Below are 14,886 nucleotides of genomic sequence, written 5' to 3'. Positions count from 1 at the left end.
ACTATGTTAGTGACTTCGTACGATTGGTTTACCGTCATCGTCTCCGTGTTGGTGGCGATGTTGGCCTCCTTTACCGCGCTCGATATGGCGGGACGGGTGGCAACCTCCAGCGGCAAATCGGCGTTGGTATGGCTATTGGGCGGTGGCTTTGCCATGGGCGTCGGCATCTGGGCGATGCACTTTATCGGCATGCTGTCGATGAGCCTCGATATGGTGATGAGCTACGATCCGCTGCTCACCGCGACATCCATGATCATTGCGGTGCTGGCATCGATCTTTGCATTGTGGCTGGTGTGTTCAGGTGAATTGCCCTGGACACGACTCTGCGGCGGAGCATTGGTATTAGGTTTTGGTGTGGTGGCGATGCACTACACCGGCATGGCGGCTCTGATGTTTGCGCCCGGTATCATCTGGAATGGGTATTGGGTCGCCGCATCGGTGGTAATTGCGCTGGTGGCGTCGGGCGTGGCGCTGTGGTTGGCGTTCACCCTGCGCGAAGGGACTGGCCGTGTCACCTTGTTGCGCCTCGGGGCGTCGGTGGTCATGGGCTGCGCCATCGCGGGTATGCATTACACCGGCATGGCGGCGGCCAACTTCCCGATGCAAAGCCACGCCACTCATATGGGCGTCAACAGCAACTGGCTGGCGATGCTGGTGACGGTAGTGACGCTCGCCATCCTCGGTATTACCTTGCTAGTCTCGATGCTCGACGCCCGCATGCAGGCGCGCACCTCGATCCTTGCCCGTTCGCTGGCGGAGGCCAATCGGGAGCTGGCACAGCTGGCTCTGCATGACAATCTGACGCGCCTGCCGAACCGTATTTTGCTGGAAGACCGCCTCGATCAGGCCATCAATAAAGCCGACCGTGAACAGTCTCATTTTGCGTTGATGTTTATGGATCTGGACGGCTTCAAAGCGGTTAATGACGCTTTTGGGCATCACGTTGGCGACAATCTGTTGATTGCCGTGACCGAGCGCATGACCGGGCAGATGAAAGGACATTACACCCTGGCACGCATGGGGGGTGATGAGTTTGTCCTGTTGATCGAGATTGATGATCCTAACGATGCAGCAGCAGCGGCGGATGCGCTGGTGAAAGCGATTGAAAAGCCGTTCAGCATCTCGCGTTACGAGTTAGTGGTGTCGTTAAGCATTGGTATCGCCGTCTATCCTGGCGATGGTGTGGACGAGCGCGAGCTGATGTTCAATGCCGATGCCGCGATGTATCACACCAAAAACAACGGACGCAACGGCTACAACTTCTTCCAGCCCTCAATGAACACCCTGGCGCAAAGCCAGCTCCAGTTGAACAACGATTTGTGGCAGGCGCTGGAGAACGACGAGCTACGCTTGTTCTACCAGCCGAAATATTGTGCACCGCGCGGCCCGATTATTGGTTTTGAAGCCTTGTTGCGCTGGCAGCACCCGACGCGGGGGTTACTGACGCCGGACAAATTCCTGCCGATGGCAGAGAAGACCGGGATGATCGTCAATATTGGCAACTGGGTAATCAATGAAGCCTGTCGCCAGCTGCATAGCTGGCATTTGCAGGGGCATCCTCACTGGTCAGTTGCCGTGAACCTGTCGGCGTTACAGTTTGAACAATCTAATTTGGTGGAGACCGTCACCTCGGCGTTGGCAAAGCACCAGATTCCGGCAGAACTGCTGACGCTGGAGGTGACTGAAACTACGGCGATGCGTGACCCTGAAGAGAGCGTGCGCATTCTGACCGAGTTGACCAATATGGGGGTGAAAGCCTCAATTGACGATTTCGGCACCGGTTACTCCAGCCTGTTATATCTCAAGCGATTACCGGCCAGTGAGTTGAAAATTGATCGTGCATTTGTCAATGAGTTACAGGCGAAATCAGAAGATGCCACCATTGTGTCGGCGATTGTGGCACTGGCGCAGTCACTGGATTTAAAAGTGGTGGCCGAAGGGGTGGAAACCGAGGAACAACAAGCGTTCCTAACCGGACTGGGATGTAACTCGTTGCAGGGATATCTGCTGGGCAGACCCTTGCCGCCAGAGCGTATTGGCGAACTGCCGGAATTTGTCGTCTCGGCTGAAGAACTGGAAACCGCCGCGAAATAATCCGTAGCGGCGCGATAAGTCGCGCCGCTACGATCGCTTGCGGGAAAGGGCCACGGTGAGGGAAAATCCCCCGTATATCATTCTGACGGAGATTCAGGTGGCGAAATATCAGCAGTTGGTCGATCAACTGCGCGAACAAATCGAAGCCAACATCTGGCAGCCCGGAGAAAAATTGCCTTCACTGCGTCAGCAGGCTGATCAATCGGGCCTCAGCCTGATGACGGTGATGCACGCGTATGAAGTACTGGAGAGTCAGGGCTGGCTCCTGTCAAAGCCGCAATCCGGTTATTACATCGCGCCACGTGCTGCGGCAGCGCGGACGCGACTGGCGACGCAAACAGTTGAACGCCCGGAGCAAACCGATACCAACAGCTTCGTATTTGATGTCCTGCAGGCGACACGCGATCCGGCAATTATGCCGTTTGGTTCCGCCTTTCCCGACCCGGAACTGTTTCCCCAACGCCAGCTGATGCGTTCGCTGGTCAAAGTCTCGCATAACCTGAAACCGACTGATGCGCTCAACAATTTGCCGCCGGGTAACCCTGAGCTGCGCAAAATCCTTGCGCAACGCTACGCTCAGCAGGGGATCACCATTTCGCCAGATGACATCGTCATCACCAATGGAGCCATGGAAGCCCTCAATCTGAGTTTGCAGGCGGTGACAGAGCCGGGGGATTGGGTGGTGATCGAAAATCCCTCGTTCTACGGGGCACTACAGGCAATTGAACGCCTGAAGCTGAACGCTATCGCCATTGCCAGCGATGTCGAGCAAGGAATGGATTTTGAAGAACTGGAACAGGCGCTGCAACGCTGGCCGGTTAAAGCCTGTTGGCTGATGACCAATCGGCAAAACCCGCTGGGTTTTACCCTCAGCAACACGCGCAAGGAACAACTGGTGGCGCTGTTGGCGCGCTATGGCGTGGCGTTGATTGAGGACGATGTTTACAGCGAGCTTTGGATTGGCGAGGAAAAACCACTACCGGCGAAAGCTTTCGATCGCACTGGCGATGTGATGCATTGCGGCAGTTTTTCGAAGAACCTGGTGGCGGGTTTTCGTATCGGTTGGGTGGCAGCGGGCAGACATGCGCAACGCGTCCAGCGCATTCAACTGATGAGTACACTTTCCACCAGCGCGCCGATGCAACTGGCGCTGGCAGATTTTCTCTCAACCCGTAGTTATGACAGCCACCTGAAACGGTTGCGCCAGACGCTGGCAAAGCGTAAACAGCTGGCGCGCACCGCGCTACGTCAGGTGCTGCCAACGGATGCCAGCATCAGTGATACACCGGGAGGCTACTTTTTGTGGGTGACCTTACCTCAGGGCATCAACACCACGCAGCTGTATCATCTGGCGTTAGAGCAGGGGATCAGTATCGCGCCGGGGCAGTTATTTTCCAGCAGTGAAGATTTTCGTCACTGCTTCCGCTTCAATACCGCCTGGCCGTGGGATGCGCGCGCCGAAGCGGCAGTGGAAATTCTTGGCACCTTGATCAAACAACTTCACCCGTAGCGGCGCGATTTATCGCGCCGCTACGAGGGTTTTTATACTTGGGCAGCCTGTTGATGTCCCCAGGTCAGGTAATAAACATCGTAAAAATCGACTTCGCCCTTCTGCTGCATCAGACGATGAATGCCGCTACGCACGCGATCCGGCGTACCAGGATTATCCAGAATTTTGCTGATGCCCTGTGACGACACCGGCTGAATGTAATACCACTCGCCGTTGTAACAAACGCGCAGATCCAGCGCATCAATGTCTTCAAAGCGGTATTTCGGATTGATATCCAGCAGCATTAAAAAGCTCATCACCAGCACGAATATCGTGGCAAACCAGAACGCAGGCCAGCCGAGCATGTCGGTCGAGAAAATCAGCGCCACGCACAGCGCGTAGCACAGGTACATCACCGCCCACAGACCCGGGTGCGTTTTAAGAAACGAAAAACTAAAACGCGGCAAATTATCACGGCGTTCTTCGCGGTTCAGTGTGGCGATCTCATCAATCAGGATTTGTTTTATGGCGTCCATTGTTCACCTCTCTTTCACTGCCTGCCAGTAAAGCACGTAACAGTGAAGCGTGGCAGACACAGATCAGTACAGAATTTTTATAACAGTTGCGCAGAAAATCGCATCAGCCGGGGGCAGCGCTCAAATTGTTAAAGAGGTTAATCATTAATTTGGCTTTAGTTAGCAAAATCATGCTTTTATGTGAATTTTGCGGGTCTGAGCACATTGTATTGTCATCCGTTTTTGCCACACTTAAGCAACGTGGCTAACCGGAGAAAGAGTATGACTGCCTACCCATCCAGCCTGCTGTTACTGATGTCTTTCGCCGCTGGCACCTTTTCCGCAGGGGCTTCCAGTAATCCGCAGCATCTGATGTTATCTATCCCGTCTGGCGGGGTGCCAAATAATCCGCTGCCATTGATCATCTGGCCGGGCGTGGCACCCGACAATGACAGCGAGGACGAAGAAAATCAGGACACCGCCATCTGGTTTGAAGAAACCTTTACCCGCAACGGCTGGCCCGCTGCGTGGCGTTCTCCCATCTTCCCGTATACCCACTACCACCCCAATACGCATGAAGTACTTGGCGTGGCTGCGGGTTGGGCGGAAGTGTTATTTGGTGGCGACAGTGGTCGCATGGTGACGCTGCGCGAAGGGGATGCGGTGCTAATCCCGGCGGGTGTCGGCCATAAACAGATCCATGCCAGTGAGGATTTCTTCACCGTTGGCGCCTATCCTGAAGGTATATCGCCGGAAACGCTACGTGATGAACCGCGCTTTTTGAGGAGTTCTCAGATGCAGATTCAGCGCGTATCCATGCCGAAGCGTGACCCTTTCACCGGCGGGGAGGGGGCTATGACAGAAATCTGGTTACCGGTCGCGCAGCAGATTTTGCACCAATAAGGTGCAATGCACTCATTTCCGGCGTTAACTCACTGATAAGGTGCGCGTGCGGTGCAGCACGCACGCGCCTGGCACAGTTTGTGCAGCAGTGGAAACAGGTCCTCTGATAAGCGCCGGGTAAATCATGAAAGAAAGCTACCAGATAGCATCGCACTTCTATGATGAGATGTTGCTGAGCGACGGCCAACACCGCGCTCACTATCAGCACTACTGGGAATGGTTGCAAGCGGCGGACAAAGAGGCAGTGGCGCGTAAACGCGAAGAAGCGGAACTTTTGTTTCATCGCGTCGGCATCACCTTCAACGTCTATGGCGAGGACGGTGGCGCAGAGCGCCTGATTCCGTTCGATAGCGTGCCGCGCATTATTCCTGCCAGCGAATGGGCAATGCTCGATCGTGGCATCCGACAACGGGTACAAGCCCTCAACGCCTTCCTGCACGATATCTACCATCAGCAGCACATCCTGAAAGCGGGCATCATTCCTGCCGAGCAAGTTCTGGTCAACGATCAGTACCAGCCGTGCATGCAAGGGGTTGATCTGCATCGTAATATCTATGCGCATATCGTCGGCGTGGATATGGTACGTAACAACGATGGCGAATATTACGTGCTGGAAGATAACCTGCGCACCCCGTCTGGCGTCTCCTATATGTTGGAGAACCGTAAGATGATGATGCGCCTCTACCCGGAGTTGTTTGCCGAGCAGCATGTGGCACCGGTGGAGCGTTATCCGTCGCATCTGTTGCAGACGTTGCGTGAAAGCTCGCCGGTGAACGATCCGGTGGTGGTGGTGCTGACGCCAGGTCGTTTCAACAGCGCCTATTTCGAACACAGCTTCCTGGCGCAGCAGATGGGCGTCGAGCTGGTGGAAAGCGCCGATCTGTTTGTCAAAGATGGCGCGGTGATGATGCGCACCACTGCCGGGCCGTGCAAGGTGGATGTGATCTATCGACGCGTGGATGATGCCTTCCTCGATCCGCTGGCGTTCCGCCCGGATTCCATGCTCGGCGTGCCAGGATTGTTGTCGGTGTATCGTGCCGGTAACGTCGTGCTGGCAAATGCCATCGGCACCGGGGTGGCGGATGACAAGTCGATCTATCCGTATGTGCCGGATATGATCCGCTTTTACCTCGACGAAGATCCGATCCTCAATAACGTCCCCACCTGGCAGTGCCGTAACCCGAAAGATCTCTCCTACGTGCTGGCGAACCTCGACCAGATGGTGGTGAAAGAAGTGCATGGTGCAGGGGGCTACGGCATGCTGATTGGTCCGGTGGCGAGCCAGCAGGAGCTGAGTGACTTCCGTGCCCGTCTCCAGGCAAGGCCGGACAATTACATCGCGCAGAATACCCTGTCGCTTTCGACCTGCCCGACCTTTATCGACAACGGCCTGGCACCACGTCATATCGACCTGCGTCCGTTTGCGTTGTGTGGGGCGGATATTCGTCTGGTGCCGGGCGGCTTAACCCGCGTAGCGCTGACCGAAGGCTCGCTGGTGGTGAACTCGTCGCAGGGCGGCGGCACCAAGGATACCTGGGTTCTGGAGGATGACGCATCATGCTAAGCCGCACGGCCAGTGGCCTCTATTGGATGGCGCGCTATCTGGAGCGCGCGGAACAACTCGCCAGGGTATTGGATGTGACCAACCGGCTGTCGCTGATGCCGGTGCGTAACAGCCACGGTGATGAGCTGCTGTTGCCGCTCAATCTCACCGGCACGCGTCAGCTGTTTGAAACCCTCAACGGGCGTTTCACCATGTCGCAGCTGTTTAACTTTTTCGCCCTTGATGAGCGCAATCCCAGCAGCATTTTTAGTTGCTGGCAATCGGCGTGGAATAACGCCCATGCAGTGCGTGGCAGCCTCTCCTCGGAAGTGTGGGAGAGCATCAACTCCACCTGGATTGAGATGCGAAAAATGCGCCGTCGCGGGATTACCAGCGCCAATGCCGACAGCTTTTTCGATTGGGTAAAAGAACGTTCACACCTGTTTCGCGGCGCGATGTTTGGCACCCTGCTGCGCGGCGATGCCATGCGCTTTATTCGGCTGGGAACGCTGATGGAGCGTGCCGATGGCAGTGCACGTCTGCTCAGTATTAACCAACAATTGCTGGAACAGCATCCCGATTCGGTGCGTGAATATTACTGCCTCGACACCCTGCTGCGTGCGGTATCAGCGCGTGAAGCGTACAACGCTATCTTCAAGCAACAACTGATGCCCGATCTGGTCAACGAGATGCTGATTCTGCGCAGCGAAAGCCCACGATCGCTGCACTCCTGCATTGAAGAGATCGCCAACCAACTGGAGGAGATCGGCAGTAGCGGCGAAAATCGCCCGCGCTATCTGGCTACCGTTATGCTGGCCGAAATGCGCTTCAGCACCTGGGAGAGCCTGACGCGTGACGGGCTGTACAGTTGGCTGAATCACTTTCTCGAAAACATTAATGCATTGGCTGTGAGCATCAACCATACCTATCTGGAGGCGAAATGAGACTGAATATCGAGCACAAAACCTGGTATGCCTATGAGCAGCAGGTCAAACTCAGCACCCAGTATCTGCGCCTGACACCGCAAGATACGGTGCATCAACAAATTCTGTCGTGGGAATTGTCATTACCTTGTGAAGCGACACGCACCGTTGATGCCTACGGCAACGTGATGCACGTACTGACGCTGGATACACCACACCAACAACTGGAGATTGCCGCGCGTGGGGTGGTTGAAATTCTTGATGATGGTGAGTTGGCTGCTGACCCGGAATGCGCGCTGTCGCCATTAATTTTCCTGCGAGGCACGCCGCTGACCCAGCCGGATAGCGCCATCCGCGACTTTGCTCTGCGTTACTGGCGACCTGGAGCGCCGCTCGCCAGCCTGGAAAAACTGATGGGTGAGCTGCTGCTGAAAATGCCGTATCGACCCGGTAGCACGCAGGTGAGTGATACCGCCGCGAAAGTATTTGCCGCCGGCTCTGGCGTTTGCCAGGATCACAGCCACGTGTTTCTCGCCTGCTGTCGCAGTCTGGGGATTCCGGCGCGTTATGTCAGTGGTTATCTCTATACTGACAATGTCGAACACGTTGCTACCCATGCCTGGGTTGAGGCCTGGCTGGATGGCAGTTGGCACAGCTTTGATATCACCAATAATACGCGCAGTACCCGGCAGCACTTACGGCTGGCGGTGGGTGTGGATTATCTCGATGCCTGTCCGGTGCGCGGCATGCGGCTGGGTGGTGGGGGTGAAGATATGCTGGCGGTGGCCGCGGTGCAACAGGTGCACTCGCAGTAGTAATTCTCTTTGCAGGCGTGACTATGACTTATTGTGTGGCAATGCGTTTATCATCAGGGATGATTTTTGTTTCCGACTCACGCACCAACGCGGGCGTCGACCATATTTCGTCGTTTCGTAAGTTGCATGTGTTTCAGGTGGATGATGAACGCACGCTGGTGTTGCAAAGCGCTGGCAATCTCGCCACCACGCAAAGCGTGATGAGCCTGCTCCGACGCGCTAATGATGACCACGACCAACCCAATCTGTTGAACGGAAAATCGTTGTACGACATTGCGTTACTGGTGGGCGAGATGCTACGCGAAGTGATCAAGCGCGATGGTGAAGAGTTTGGCGGCACACTGCTGCTTGGTGGACAGATCCGTGGCGAGGAGCCACGATTGTTCCAGATCTATCCGCAGGGGAATTTTATTGAGGCCAGCGTGGATACACCCTATTTCCAGATTGGCGAAAGCAAATACGGTAAGCCGATTATTGACCGTGTGCTGCGCTACGAAACTCCCCTCAGCCAGGCGATGCAGTGTGCGCTGATTTCGATGGATTCCACCCTGGCGAGTAATATTTCGGTCGGGTTGCCGCTGGATGTGATGATTTATCACAGCGACAGTTTCAGCGACAACGAGCAGTACCATATCACCGACCAGCATCCCTATTTTTCACAGATCCGCCAGCTGTGGAGCAAGGGGCTGCTGAGCGTCTTCTCGCAGTTACCGCCGCTGAAATTGTAATTCCTGCCAATAAGCGCGATAAATCGCGCCGCTACATTTCGATACCGTGGCGGCGCGATTTATCGCGCGTCTGTTCACCCCTATAACGACGTTCATAAATCTGAAAACAAGCCGTTTTACCTTCGGGGCGATACCCGCTCCATACAAGAAGGTGAACGATGTTTTCTGTTGATCAGGTTCTCAATACTTACTGGCCTGGCTTCCAACCGGCGGGATGGCAAAAAAGCCTGCTGAAATGGGCGCTACGTGAAAACGAATTTCAACAATTTGCCGCGCGTTACCGCCACCTGCAAGGGGTGGATATGGTGGAGCAGGTGCTGGAACACCTCGATGTACGCTGCGAATTAAGCGAACGCGATCTGGAACAAATTCCCTCTTATGGCCCGGTGGTGATTGTCGCTAACCATCCGCTTGGCGCTCTGGATGGCCTGGCGCTGCTGGCAGCGGTGTCACAGGTACGACGCGACGTGAAAATCGTCGCCAACCGCATGCTGATGATGTTGGAGCCGCTGAATAATCTGATGCTGCCGGTGGATAACATGGGCAACCGCACCAGCCGTGAACAGCTTACCCGCATGCAGCAGCATCTCGACAATCAAGGCGCGCTGATCATTTTCCCGGCAGGTGAAGTATCTCGCCTGTCCACGCGTGGGGTGCGCGATCGGCGCTGGCACCACAGTTTCCTGCGCCTCGCGGCCCGCGCCCGGGCGCCATTGGTGCCGGTACATGTGGTAGGACGCAATAGCGCAGCTTTTTATGCTGCCACTCAGATTGCGCCTCCGCTGGCCTTACTGATGCTGGTGCGTGAAATGTTCCGCCAGCGCGGTTCGCGTATCAAGCTGCATATCGGCGAGCAGATCCCGTTTGCACATTGGCACGATGGACACACGCCGGGTAAGGAGCTGGCGAAGCGCTTGCGTAAGCATTTGTATCGTGTCGGTCAGGGGCGGCGCGGCCTGTTTCAGACCGAAGCGGCCATTGCCCGCCCGGAAGATCGCGCCGAGCTGAGAAAAGCTTTACTGGAGAGCGAACGGCTCGGCACCTTGCCTGATGGTAAGCAGATTTACCTGTGGCGACGCAACGGCGCAAGCTGGGTGCCGCTGTTACGCGAGCTGGGGCGTCTGCGTGAAATTGCGTTTCGTGCGGTCGGTGAGGGCAGTGGCAGGCGTCGTGACCTGGATAAGTACGATGATGATTACTATCACCTGATCTTGTGGGATGACGCCGAGCTGGAGATTGTGGGCGCGTACCGTTTTATTCCGGGTGGGGAACAGCTGGAGCGACGCGGTCTGGAAGGGATCTACAGCGACAGCTTATTTCATTATGACGAACGTATGCTGCCGATTATCCGCCAGGGGCTGGAGCTGGGGCGTAGCTTTATTCAGCCCGCTTACTGGGGCAAACGTGGGTTGGATTACCTGTGGATGGGGATCGGTGCCTATATCGCTCGCTACCCGGAAACCCGTTATCTGTTTGGCCCGGTGTCCATCTCCGGCGGGATGCCGCTGGCGGCCCGCGACCTGTTGGTGGCGTTTTATCGCCTCTATTTCCCTACCGAGCTGCCGCTGGCGACATCGCGTCGTCCCTATCCGGCTTCATTGCCCGAAGTGTTGGCGCAGTTTACCGGCGACAATTACCAGGAAGATTTGCGTCGTCTAAAGCATCTGCTCGCCAACCTCGGTACTGCCATCCCGACGCTCTACAAGCAATATTCGGAGCTATGCGAACCGGGTGGGGTGCAGTTTATTGATTTCGGCAGCGATCCCGATTTTAACCACTGCATCGATGGCCTGGTGTTAGTCGATCTGACACGCGTCAAAGCCGCGCGTTACGAGCGCTATATCGCGATGCATTTGTCTGGAGCTGGTTCGCAAACCTAAGCCAGGTGTCACGACGCTGTCATCATGCATGTGGTAGGGTCTTGCCCGGACAGTTAGATAAAGGCCTGAATTGATGGCGGCAATTACCCTGCGCGGACTGTGCAAATCTTTCGGCGCACAACCGGTTCTGCATGATATCTCCCTGCATATTGCGCAGGGAGAATTTATCGCCGTACTTGGCCCTTCCGGCTGCGGCAAAACGACCCTGTTACGTCTGCTGGCGGGCTTTGAAACCGCCGATGCCGGTGAGATCCATGTCGGCGAACGCTGCTTTGCCGCGTCCGGTTTGCATCTGCCGCCGGAAGAACGCCAGCTTGGTATGGTGTTTCAGAGTTACGCGCTGTGGCCGCATATGACAGTGGCGGAAAACGTTGCTTATAGCCTGAAAGTCAACGGCTTAGCACGCAACGAGCGTGAGCAGCGCACTCAACAGGCACTGGCGCTGGTTGGGTTGCAAGCCTTTGCCGGGCGTCGTCCGGCCGATCTCTCCGGTGGACAGCGGCAGCGGGTGGCGCTGGCGCGCTGCCTGGTGGCCCAGCCGTCGCTGGTGCTGCTGGACGAACCGCTCGCCAATCTGGATGTGCATCTGCGCACCACCATGGAGGAGGAGTTCCGTCGCTTCCATCGTCACAGTCATGCCACGCTGCTTTACATCACCCACGATCAACAGGAAGCGATGGCGCTGGCCGATCGCGTCGTGGTGATGGATGGCGGACGGGTGATGCAGTTCGCCACCCCGCAAACCCTGTGGCGTGAACCGGCCAACGAGATGGTCGCCACCTTCATTGACGATGGCAAAGTGCTGCCTGTCAGTGATATCGAACCCGTCGGTGAAGGGCGTGCATTTGCCACCCTGTGCGGGCTACGGGTGTCGTTGCGCTGCGCACCGCAGCAGCAATCCTGTCCGCAAGGCAAAGCCAGTTTTCATGCGGTCGATTTCTCTCTGGCGGGGCCTCGCGAAGCACAATTAGCCGCGCGCGTGCAGCGTGTGATTTATCGTGGCGGCTACCATCAACTGAACCTGATACCACTGGACGCGCCCGCAAGCAGCCTGACGCTGATGCTGGCGGATGGCCCTGTACCCGTTGTCGATGCCACTGTGGGTGTGGCATTGCGTGACGGCTGGATTCTTCCTTCATAACAACTCATGGAAAAGGCTATGCGCACTTCGTTAAATGTTTTGCTGTTATCCAGTGGATTACTACTTGCTGCCATCAGCCAGGCTGCCGAGACGCCGTCGGGTAAGCTGGTGGTGTATACCTCACAGGCACCCGAAATTGCGCAACAAACTATTGATGCCTTTAAAGCCGCTTACCCCAATGTGGAGGTGGAGTGGACGCGCAACGGCACAACCCAATTGATGAATGTGCTGCGTACCGAGATGATGAGCGGTGAGGCGAAGCCTGACGTGTTGCTGATTGCAGATGCCATCAACCTCGGCGCGCTGAAAAAAGAGCACCAGCTTTACAGCTATCAGGACGCGCCGGTCAGCCATATCAAGCCGTCGTTCTACGACAAAGATAAAACCTTCTTCGGCACCAAAATTATCTCTACGGTGATTGCGTATAATACCCAGCATGCCAAACCGATCGACAGCTGGAATGCACTGGCAGTAGAGGCGAATAAAGGCCAAATCGCGATGCCCAGCCCGCTTTATTCCGGGGCAGCATTGTACAAACTGCATACCGACATCAACACACCAAACATCGGTTGGGATTTCTACAAAAAACTGGCGGCGATTGGCGTAGCACCGCAGGGCGGCAACGGCCCGGCATTGAAAGCGGTGGCGAGTGGTCTGGATAAATATGGTGTGATCACCGATGCCGACGTGATTCTGGCGAAGAAAAAGGGATCACCGGTCGATCTGGTGTATCCCAAAGAGGGCGTCTCTTATGTTACTGAACCCGTAGCGATCATGAAGACGGTGCATAACCTGCCTGCGGCGAAAGCCTTTGTCGACTTTATACTGTCGGAACAGGGCCAGAAACTGGTGGTAGAACAGGGCAACCGCCCGGTGGACGATCGTGTGGCGGCACCGGCAGGCTTTACCCCCATCAGCCAGATCAAGCTTCTGACGCCGGATGTGGCCAAAGCCATCAACGATGATGCCGAAGTCCGGGATCAGTTCACCCAACTGTTCGGCGGCTGACGATGAGCGTGCTGAGCAACGAATGGCGCAATGTGGCACGCGGCGGCCAGCGTTGGCGGCTGCGCAGTGAAGGGGTGGTGCTGGCGCTGCTGGCTCTGCTGATTGCGTCCCTGTCGGTCGCTCCGCTGCTGCGTCTGGTGGGGACCGCACTGGCACCGCAGGGCGTACCGGATATGACGCGGCTGTTGCGCTTGCTGGGCAGCGAGCGGGTGCTGGTCGCCACCGGTAACACGCTGCTGATCGCCCTTAGCTCAACCGCCCTTTCTTTGTTGCTCGGCACCTTTGCCGCCTGGCTGGTGGCGCTCACCGATTTACGTGCGAAAACCGCCTGGGTGTTTGCCTTTATCCTGCCACTGATGATCCCACCGCAGGTGACCGCACTGGCGTGGCTGCAAGCGTTAGCCCCTTCCAGCCCGCTGGCGCTGCTGTTTGCCGCGCTGGGGTTGCCGTGGTTTGCCCCCGGCGAGCAACCGTTGTATTCCATGACCGGCATCGTGCTGTTGTTGGGGATACATAATGCGCCGCTGGTGTTTCTCACCGTGCGCGCCGGGTTGCGCCGTTTGCCTGCCGATCTGGTGGAAGCGGCGCAGGTGAGTGGTGCTTCGCGCTGGCGGGTGTTGTTCACCATTATCCTGCCGTTAGCGCGTCCGGCCATTTTTGCCAGCGCAGCGCTAACCTTTGTCGCTGCGGCGGGCAATTTTGGTATCCAGGCGATGCTCGGCATTCCGGCGCGCGTGCCGACGCTGATCACCCTGGTGTATCAGCAACTGAACGGTATTGGGCCTGGTGCGCTACCCAATACGGCGGTGTATGCGTTGTTGATCGCCGTGATTACGCTGGCGGGCATGGGTCTGAGTGCCTGGCTGGGTGGTCGTCATGATGTCCGGGTCAGCGGCGCACCTCGCCTGTGGCGGCAACCGCTGGGCCGCTCACGCTATGCCGTTGAGGCCAGCGCATGGCTCTGGATGGTGCTGACCTTGCTTCTGCCGGTCAGCGCATTGCTGATCACCGCGCTGACGCACGGTTACGGCCAGGCATTAACCTGGCAAACCCTGACGCTGGAGAATTTCCGTGCGGCGTTATGGGGCTATCCGGCGGTGCGCCAGGCGTTTTTCACCAGCCTCGGCCTCACCAGCCTGGCGGCAATTATCCTCACGCTGATGGCGCTGTTTTTGGCGTATTTCCTCAGTTGGCGGCGCACGCGACTGGTACGGGGTTTATGGCTGGCCAGTGAACTCACTTATGCGCTACCCGGTATCGTTACGGGCGTGGCGGCGCTGCTGTTTTTTCTGCGTCCCCTACCGCTGATTGAGGTGTCGCTGTACGGCACGGTCTGGATCATCCTTGCCGCCTATCTGGCAAACTTCCTCGCGCTGGTGCTGCGCCCAACGCTGGCCGGGTTTGCTCAACTGGAACCGGCGCTGGATGAAGCGGCGCGTCTGTGTGGGGCCGGTTTTCTACGGCGCATGCGCGATATTTTGCTGCCGCTGGCGGCACCATCGACGCTGGCCGGGACGGTACTGGTATTCCTGACGGCGTTGAATGAAATCCAGGTATCGGTGCTGCTGGTGACGTCTCAAACGCAGACTATCGGTCCAACCATTGTCTTTCTCGATGAAGGCGGTTCAGCGTCGCTGGCGGCGGCGGTCGGTTGTCTGATGATTGTGGTGGTATGCCTGCTAATGGCACTGGCAACCCGTCTGGCACGCCGACTGCCGCAGGGGGTTTTGCCCTGGCAAGCCTGAACGCCGTCAACGCCGCATAATTGATTGAGTATCCCACTGAACAATATCTCGCCACTGCCGATAACCAAACTACCAACTTTCGCCTGTAAGCTGATAGCGCTT

Annotated in this window: 12 protein-coding genes; 11 read left to right on the top strand and 1 reads right to left on the bottom strand. The window is 56.8% G+C overall.

Going from position 1 to position 14,886, the window contains the following annotated elements; all coding sequences use genetic code 11:
- The first annotated feature begins 3 nt into the window (after positions 1 to 3).
- Both AC6I8W_RS17580 and AC6I8W_RS17575 read left to right on the top strand, forming a co-directional pair.
- Positions 4 to 2,094, top strand: a complete 2,091-nt coding sequence (locus AC6I8W_RS17580) for a putative bifunctional diguanylate cyclase/phosphodiesterase (RefSeq protein ID WP_497836048.1) — start codon at positions 4 to 6, stop codon at positions 2,092 to 2,094.
- A gap of 97 nt (positions 2,095 to 2,191) precedes the next feature.
- Positions 2,192 to 3,604 carry an aminotransferase-like domain-containing protein gene (locus AC6I8W_RS17575; RefSeq protein WP_497838219.1) on the top strand — a complete coding sequence of 471 codons (1,413 nt, stop codon included), beginning with the start codon at positions 2,192 to 2,194 and terminating at the stop codon, positions 3,602 to 3,604.
- A 32-nt stretch (positions 3,605 to 3,636) separates the two neighbouring features.
- Here the strand turns inward: AC6I8W_RS17575 and AC6I8W_RS17570 are convergent, their stop codons facing one another.
- Entirely contained in the window at positions 3,637 to 4,119 is a 483-nt protein-coding gene (locus AC6I8W_RS17570) for a YlaC family protein (protein WP_497836047.1), read from the bottom strand.
- Between the two features lie 261 nt (positions 4,120 to 4,380).
- On the opposite strand from AC6I8W_RS17570, the gene AC6I8W_RS17565 reads away from it, so the two are divergent.
- From AC6I8W_RS17565 to AC6I8W_RS17525, 9 genes are all read left to right on the top strand, one after another.
- Positions 4,381 to 5,001: a cupin domain-containing protein gene (locus AC6I8W_RS17565; RefSeq protein ID WP_497836046.1), complete on the top strand. Its 621-nt coding sequence runs from the start codon at positions 4,381 to 4,383 to the stop codon at positions 4,999 to 5,001.
- A 124-nt stretch (positions 5,002 to 5,125) separates the two neighbouring features.
- Positions 5,126 to 6,565, top strand: coding sequence for a circularly permuted type 2 ATP-grasp protein (locus AC6I8W_RS17560; RefSeq protein WP_013510490.1), 1,440 nt, complete (start codon positions 5,126 to 5,128; stop codon positions 6,563 to 6,565).
- Positions 6,559 to 7,488 carry an alpha-E domain-containing protein gene (locus AC6I8W_RS17555; RefSeq protein WP_497836045.1) on the top strand — a complete coding sequence of 310 codons (930 nt, stop codon included), beginning with the start codon at positions 6,559 to 6,561 and terminating at the stop codon, positions 7,486 to 7,488. The genes AC6I8W_RS17560 and AC6I8W_RS17555 overlap by 7 nt, the downstream gene beginning before the upstream one ends.
- The gene (locus tag AC6I8W_RS17550; protein ID WP_497836044.1) at positions 7,485 to 8,282 is read left to right on the top strand and encodes a transglutaminase family protein; all 798 of its coding nucleotides are present in this window, start codon (positions 7,485 to 7,487) and stop codon (positions 8,280 to 8,282) included. The genes AC6I8W_RS17555 and AC6I8W_RS17550 overlap by 4 nt, the downstream gene beginning before the upstream one ends.
- Before the next feature lie 23 nt (positions 8,283 to 8,305).
- Positions 8,306 to 9,010 carry a proteasome-type protease gene (locus AC6I8W_RS17545; protein WP_497836043.1) on the top strand — a complete coding sequence of 235 codons (705 nt, stop codon included), beginning with the start codon at positions 8,306 to 8,308 and terminating at the stop codon, positions 9,008 to 9,010.
- A gap of 158 nt (positions 9,011 to 9,168) precedes the next feature.
- Positions 9,169 to 10,890 carry a bifunctional ornithine lipid synthase OlsF gene (gene olsF, locus AC6I8W_RS17540; RefSeq protein ID WP_497836042.1) on the top strand — a complete coding sequence of 574 codons (1,722 nt, stop codon included), beginning with the start codon at positions 9,169 to 9,171 and terminating at the stop codon, positions 10,888 to 10,890.
- Between the two features lie 73 nt (positions 10,891 to 10,963).
- Positions 10,964 to 12,031, top strand: a complete 1,068-nt coding sequence (locus tag AC6I8W_RS17535) for an ABC transporter ATP-binding protein (RefSeq protein ID WP_497836041.1) — start codon at positions 10,964 to 10,966, stop codon at positions 12,029 to 12,031.
- Positions 12,032 to 12,037: 6 nt separating this feature from the next.
- Entirely contained in the window at positions 12,038 to 13,039 is a 1,002-nt protein-coding gene (locus AC6I8W_RS17530; protein ID WP_497836040.1) for an ABC transporter substrate-binding protein, read from the top strand.
- Between the two features lie 2 nt (positions 13,040 to 13,041).
- On the top strand, positions 13,042 to 14,784 hold the full coding sequence (locus AC6I8W_RS17525) for an ABC transporter permease (RefSeq protein WP_497836039.1): 1,743 nt from the start codon (positions 13,042 to 13,044) through the stop codon (positions 14,782 to 14,784).
- The last annotated feature ends 102 nt before the right edge of the window (positions 14,785 to 14,886 follow it).

This window comes from Pantoea sp. X-Soil-TKNS-1211, assembly GCF_059730495.1.
The sequence above is the reverse complement of the archived record's forward strand: the minus strand, read 5'-3'. Positions and strand labels throughout refer to the sequence as shown.

Excerpts from the sequence above, each read along its gene's own strand:
- AC6I8W_RS17580 (WP_497836048.1), top strand. The coding sequence starts at position 4 with ATGTTAGTGACTTCGTACGATTGGTTTACCGTCATCGTCTCCGTGTTG.
- AC6I8W_RS17570 (WP_497836047.1), bottom strand. The coding sequence starts at position 4,119 with ATGGACGCCATAAAACAAATCCTGATTGATGAGATCGCCACACTGAAC.
- AC6I8W_RS17565 (WP_497836046.1), top strand. The coding sequence starts at position 4,381 with ATGACTGCCTACCCATCCAGCCTGCTGTTACTGATGTCTTTCGCCGCT.
- AC6I8W_RS17560 (WP_013510490.1), top strand. The coding sequence starts at position 5,126 with ATGAAAGAAAGCTACCAGATAGCATCGCACTTCTATGATGAGATGTTG.
- AC6I8W_RS17555 (WP_497836045.1), top strand. The coding sequence starts at position 6,559 with ATGCTAAGCCGCACGGCCAGTGGCCTCTATTGGATGGCGCGCTATCTG.
- AC6I8W_RS17550 (WP_497836044.1), top strand. The coding sequence starts at position 7,485 with ATGAGACTGAATATCGAGCACAAAACCTGGTATGCCTATGAGCAGCAG.
- AC6I8W_RS17545 (WP_497836043.1), top strand. The coding sequence starts at position 8,306 with ATGACTTATTGTGTGGCAATGCGTTTATCATCAGGGATGATTTTTGTT.
- olsF (WP_497836042.1), top strand. The coding sequence starts at position 9,169 with ATGTTTTCTGTTGATCAGGTTCTCAATACTTACTGGCCTGGCTTCCAA.
- AC6I8W_RS17535 (WP_497836041.1), top strand. The coding sequence starts at position 10,964 with ATGGCGGCAATTACCCTGCGCGGACTGTGCAAATCTTTCGGCGCACAA.
- AC6I8W_RS17530 (WP_497836040.1), top strand. The coding sequence starts at position 12,038 with ATGGAAAAGGCTATGCGCACTTCGTTAAATGTTTTGCTGTTATCCAGT.
- AC6I8W_RS17525 (WP_497836039.1), top strand. The coding sequence starts at position 13,042 with ATGAGCGTGCTGAGCAACGAATGGCGCAATGTGGCACGCGGCGGCCAG.